The 5,425-nt window shown below is 66.2% G+C and carries 3 protein-coding genes; 1 reads left to right on the top strand and 2 read right to left on the bottom strand.

Annotated elements, in window-relative coordinates; genetic code table 11:
• Positions 1-72 precede the first annotated feature (72 nt).
• Both FJ222_11815 and FJ222_11810 read right to left on the bottom strand, forming a co-directional pair.
• Positions 73-2,349: a hypothetical protein gene (locus tag FJ222_11815; GenBank protein MBM4165109.1), complete on the bottom strand. Its 2,277-nt coding sequence runs from the start codon at positions 2,347-2,349 to the stop codon at positions 73-75.
• A 475-nt stretch (positions 2,350-2,824) separates the two neighbouring features.
• Complete coding sequence (locus FJ222_11810) at positions 2,825-3,415, bottom strand: DUF935 family protein (GenBank protein ID MBM4165108.1); 591 nt, start codon at positions 3,413-3,415, stop codon at positions 2,825-2,827.
• A 283-nt stretch (positions 3,416-3,698) separates the two neighbouring features.
• On the opposite strand from FJ222_11810, the gene FJ222_11805 reads away from it, so the two are divergent.
• Positions 3,699-4,847: a DUF1016 domain-containing protein gene (locus tag FJ222_11805; GenBank protein ID MBM4165107.1), complete on the top strand. Its 1,149-nt coding sequence runs from the start codon at positions 3,699-3,701 to the stop codon at positions 4,845-4,847.
• Positions 4,848-5,425 lie beyond the last annotated feature (578 nt).

Below are 5,425 nucleotides of genomic sequence, written 5' to 3'. Positions count from 1 at the left end.
CTGCCACAACGCCCCCCGGCGCCGACGGAAACCGCCGCGCCCCTGCCACACAATCCGAAGTCAAAATGACCATCACACCCTCCTTCTCTGATTCACGTTCCTTTTCAACATCGCGCCCCTGCCACCGTGCGTCTGAACCCAGTCCGCGCTCGGCGGCGCGTATCCGCCGCTCGGGGCCGTCCACCGTTCTCCGGTCTTCACATTTACCCATTCGACCAGGGCCTGCGTCGCCGGCCCGGACGGCGGCGTGAAGCCCTCCGGCATCCCGCCGCCCGGCGGGTCGTTGCCGCGCCCTCCCGTCAGTTCGGGCTGCCTGCCCTTCACCCCGTTTTGATTTGCCGCGGCCGCTTGCCCTGTGTGTGCCTTTTGTTGCCGCGCCGCCGCCTTCGCCCTTCTTACCGCCAGACTCGCCGCCCGCGCCGCATCACTCCATCGGTTCTCCGTCCCCTTCCTGCCACTGCTACTGCCACTGCCACTGCTACTGCCACTGCCACTGCCACTGCTACTGCCACTGCTATTGCTACTGCTACTGCCACTGCTACTGCTACTGCCCTCTTTCCCCCGCCCGTACCTTTCGGCCATCTCCTCTTCCCCCGTGTGCGCTCCGATCGGATCCTTGTACCGGAACCCCCGCAACGCGCCCTCGATGTCACCGAAGAGCAGCCGCGTTCCGGTACTGATGAATGCCCGCGCCCCCGGCTTCTCCGGCAGCTTCCCAACTTCGCTCGCATACCGCAGCCGGTTGCGCGCCTCGATCCGCCTCGCCGCTGGCACGTTGTGCATCAGCGCGTCTATCGCCAGCGGCAACAACGCCGCCGCCGTCGAGCTCACCCCCGGACCGGAGCCCCGCGTGGTCTTCACCTGGATGTTCTTCGCCTCCGTATCCACCGGCATACGCAGCATGCGTCCGTGCGGGTCCTCCAGCATCTTGCGTATCTCGGGAAAGTTGTGCGCCACGTTCTCGGCATCCACCAGCACCGGCCCACGCTGATAGACGCCCTTCTGGGTCTTGTGGATCACCGGCAGTGCGCCGTCATGCCGCGCCACCGCCTCAACCCGCTCCTTAAGCATGCTGCCCATCTCCTTGCGCGAGAGCATCCCCAGCTTTTGCATCGCCTTGTCATAGCGCGTCGGCCCCATTCGCTCCGTCTGCATCTTCGTGTTGTCCCGCAGGAACGGATACGTCTCCCGCAACTCTTGGTTCGCCGCGAAATCGTCAATCCAGTCCGGCAGTCCTGACGGGTTCGCCTCCACCGTGTACTCCGCGTAGTACCGCACCGGGTTCATGATGCGGCGCAACGCCTCGACCTCGACAAAGCGCACCCCCGCCGCGGTCAGCTTCGATGCGATCTCCTCCTCGGCCACGTCGAGGATCCCCCGGCTGTCGCCGCGCACCCAGGCCCGCGCCTCGATCAGCGCGTCCTCGGCCTCCCGGAGCTGGTAGTCGGTCAGCGTCTTGTCCCGCTTCAGATACTCCCGCACCGCCTCGATGTCCGCCAGCGTGAAGTCCGTCCTGTCCTTGTAGCGGCCGTCCAGATAGCGCTTTGCCGCCGCTCGCAATTTTTCCGCATCCCCGTCCGCCTTCTCCATGTCCGCCAGCAGCCGCCCATACCGCGCCTTCACCGACCCCGCAGCATCCACCTTCGCCGGCTTCTGCCCACCGCCGCCACTGCTACTTCTCCTGCCACTGCCACTGTCACCGCCACTGCCACTTTCCTTTCGCGCCTCTGCCTTCGCCCTTCTCACCGCCAGGCTCGCCGCCCGTGCCTCATCACTCCACCGGTTCTCCACCCCTTGGGTGTTGGGCTTCCCACCGATCACCGATGACCGATCACTGATCACCGATGACCGATCACCGATCACTCTCCCCGCGTCGGCCGCCTCCGGCGCCCGGTTCGCGATCGGCTTCCCGCCCTTGATATTCGGCTCATTCGTTAGCGCCGCGCTCACCAGCCGCCGCGGCCGGATCCGGCCGCCGCCCAGGTCCTCGCACGCCGCCGCCTCCGGGAACACCGGCGACACCAGCCGGTAGCGGCCGCCGGTCACGGCGGCCACCCCCGCGTCGCTCCAACGCACCTTGGCCCAGAGTCCATCCTCGCGCGCCTCCAGCGCCGCGATCCAGCCCGCCGCCTCCGACGGCTTGCCCGCGTCCATGGAGAAATGGTCAAAGTCCAGCAGCACGCCGGGGAAGTTCGGCTCCGCCGCCCGCGCCGCAAAGTCGGCTGCCATGGCCGTGCACGCATCCGCGTCGACGACCTGCGTCACCCCCGCCCCGGCGTGGAAAAACTCCCCGAGTGGGCACACCTGCGCCCACCCATCCGCCGCCACCACAAAACCACCATCTTCCATCCCGCCCCCCACATTCAGCGCGCCCCGCGCCCTCAAGCTACCCCCGCAATCAACACCGGCCGCCGCCACTGCCCACTGCCACTGCTACTGCTCCCGCCCCCTCTCATTACCGCGGCCCGCCGTTATCGGCGGGCATTCCCCCCGCCCTCCGTCACCGCGTCAGCGCCCCGGCGGCAGCCGGGTGGCACCGCGTGCCGTTTCGAGTCGCTCCCAGGAGCCTGGACCGAGGATGAATTTTTTTCAGCTTTCAGTTTTCAGCTTTCAGTTTTCAGAAAAGGCGGCAGCCGGGTGGCACCGTGTGGCGTCTCGGGTCGCTCCCAAGAGCCTGGACCGGGGATGAAATTTTTTCAGTTTTCAGTTTTCAGCTTTCAGTTTTCAGAAAAGGCGGCAGCCGGGTGGCACCGCGTGCCGTCTCGAGTCGCTCCCAGGAGCCTGGACCGAGGATGAAATTATTTCAGCTTTCAGTTTTCAGCTTTCAGCTTTTCTCTCCCATCCCCGCCTCCACCTCGATCCCAAACCCCGCCTCCACCGGCCACCCCGGAAACGCCCCCGCCAGCAGCGGCGCGTCAAAGTCCCGCCGCAGTGCCTCGGCCACCAGCACCGCGTCGGCCTGGGCCACCTGCCGGAATGCCTCCGCATGCGCCGATCCCGCCAGCGTCCCGCTCCCCGACTCCGTCAGCATCGTCAGCAGCCCGCCCGTCCCCAGCAGCGTGATCTGGCGGTCTATGTAATCCAGATGATCCCGGAACGGCGCGCGCCCTCCGGCTCCGCCGCCGTTCACATACTTTATGTCCGTCCCGTGCGGCAGGTACCCCCGCCCGTCGCTGAGCAACTCGCGGGCGATCCTCAAATACTCCTCCTCCTTCTCCGGCGTCACCCCCGGCGGCCCCACAAAGAACACCGACGGAATCCCGTAGACCTCCAGATAGCTACACCACTGCAAATCGGCGAACGCCCCCCGCTCGCCCTGTTCCACGAGCTGCACGATCCGCTCCATCGTCAGCCCGCGCAGCGGGTTCAGAAACTCGCGCCAGAGATTATCCTTCCCCGAAAAAATCGCAGCCATCCCGCCCCTCCTGCTACAGGCACCGTTTCAACAGCAAGCAAAAGGCCGGCCCTTTCGGCCCGGCCCCACTCCCTTTCCCGGTGGACGCGGCGTCCCCGCCGCGTTCTCTCCCCGTTACCGCGTCGGCGCGTTATCGCGACAAACCTCCGCCTTCAACTCCCGCCGCGCCCCTATTTTCTATATCGACACCCCCGCGCCGGCGTGCTAAATTAACGCCACTTTTGTGAAGCTCCCGCCCGTGCGCTTGCGCAGAGATATTCCCCTTGATCAGCCGGGGTGCCCTATGCCCACACTCAACCGCATCGGAAAGGAAGCCGGCGTGCGCCCCCCTGCGGTGGCGCCTGCAGGCGACCTCTTCGACCGCGTCGCAGCCATCCTCGAACAGGCGCGCGGCAACGTCGTCCGGGCGGTCAACACGAACATGGTGCTGGCCTACTGGCTGATCGGGCGGGAGATCGTTCGCGACCTCCAGGGCGGCGAGGATCGCGCGGAATACGGCAAGAGGGTGATCGAAGACCTTTCGGGACGGATGGCCGAGCGCTACGGGCGGGGCTTTTCCACGCCGGCGCTGTGGAGCTTCAGGCAGTTCTATCTGACGTATTCCGACCGGGAAGGGATTCTCTTCCCGGCGGGAAGAGAATCGGCCAAAACCGGAAAACTCTCCCCAAAGGGAAGAGAATCGACCTCCGCTTTCTCCCCGCAGCTCTCCTGGTCGCACTACCGCGCCCTGATGCGTGTGTCCGCCCCCGCCGCCCGCGAGTTCTATGAGCGCGAGGCCGTCGCGGGCGGATGGGACAAGCGGACGCTCGAACGCCAGATCCAGTCGTACTACTATGATCGCCTGCAGAAGAGCCGCAAGTCCGAGAAAATGCTCGCCCAGGGGCGCGACCTGCCTGTTTCCCCCTTGTCCGCCGCCTGCGAACTCAAGAACCCTTATGTTCTGGAGTTTCTCGGACTACCCGACGCGGCGGTATTCCACGAGTCCGACCTGGAGCGCGCGATCATCACCCACCTGCAGCGGTTCCTCCTGGAACTCGGCAACGGCTTCGCCTTCGTCGCCCGCCAAAAGCACATCCGCATCGACGAACAGGACCGGTACATTGACCTGGCCTTCTACCACTGCCGCCTCAAGTTCTACCTCCTGATCGACCTCAAGGTTGGCGAGCTGACCCACGCCGATGTCGGCCAGATGGACGGATACGTGCGGATGTTTGACGGCCTGTTCGTCGCTCCCGACGACAACCCGACCGTCGGCCTGATCCTGTGCACAGAGAAGAACGAGACGGTGGCGCGCTATTCCGTGCTCAACGACCGCAAGCAGATCTTTGCCTCCAAATACATGCTCTGCCTGCCGACCGAAGAGCAGCTCCGCTTGGAAGTGGAAAAAGAACGCCGCCTGATCGAGGCGGCCCGGGATGAGATTCAGCCATAGGCGCCCGCCGCCGCCGCGCCTTCCCCGTTGCCGCGTCGGCTCGTTATCGCGCCGCTTCCATCCGCTTGCCTCGCTGCCCCTGCCTTACTGCTCCTGCTCCTGCTACTGCCCCTGCCCACTGCTACTGCCACTGCTCCCCGCCTCACACCAGCCCCAGCACCGCCGTCCCTCCGCCCCTCGCCGGCAGCCTCGCCATCCTTCCCGGCTCCACCCCCGCCGCCCGGCACCCCCACACCGCCAGCGCCAGCGCCATCACGCAGTCGTCGTGGTAGCCGCTCGGCGCCGAGTACGTCACCTGTCCCGACGGCCCCGCCACATACTCATACCGCTTCATCTCCGCCGTCAGCACTTCCCAGTCGCCCACTGCCCACTGCCCACTGCCACTGCCCACTGACTTCTCCGGCCACGCCACCCCCCGCTGCTCCACCGCCACCATGAGCCCCTGCACCAGTTCCCGCTTGCTCTGCGCCGTGATCCGAAAGCCCTCCGCAGCCGGCAGCTCCCGCCGCAGGTCATCGAACACCGGGTCGCCAACCCCGGTCGCATCCATCACCAGCCGCCCCCGCCACTTTTTCACA

This window comes from Lentisphaerota bacterium (genome assembly GCA_016873675.1).
Taxonomy (GTDB): Bacteria; Verrucomicrobiota; Kiritimatiellia; order RFP12; family JAAYNR01; genus VGWG01.
The sequence above is the reverse complement of the archived record's forward strand: the minus strand, read 5'-3'. Positions and strand labels throughout refer to the sequence as shown.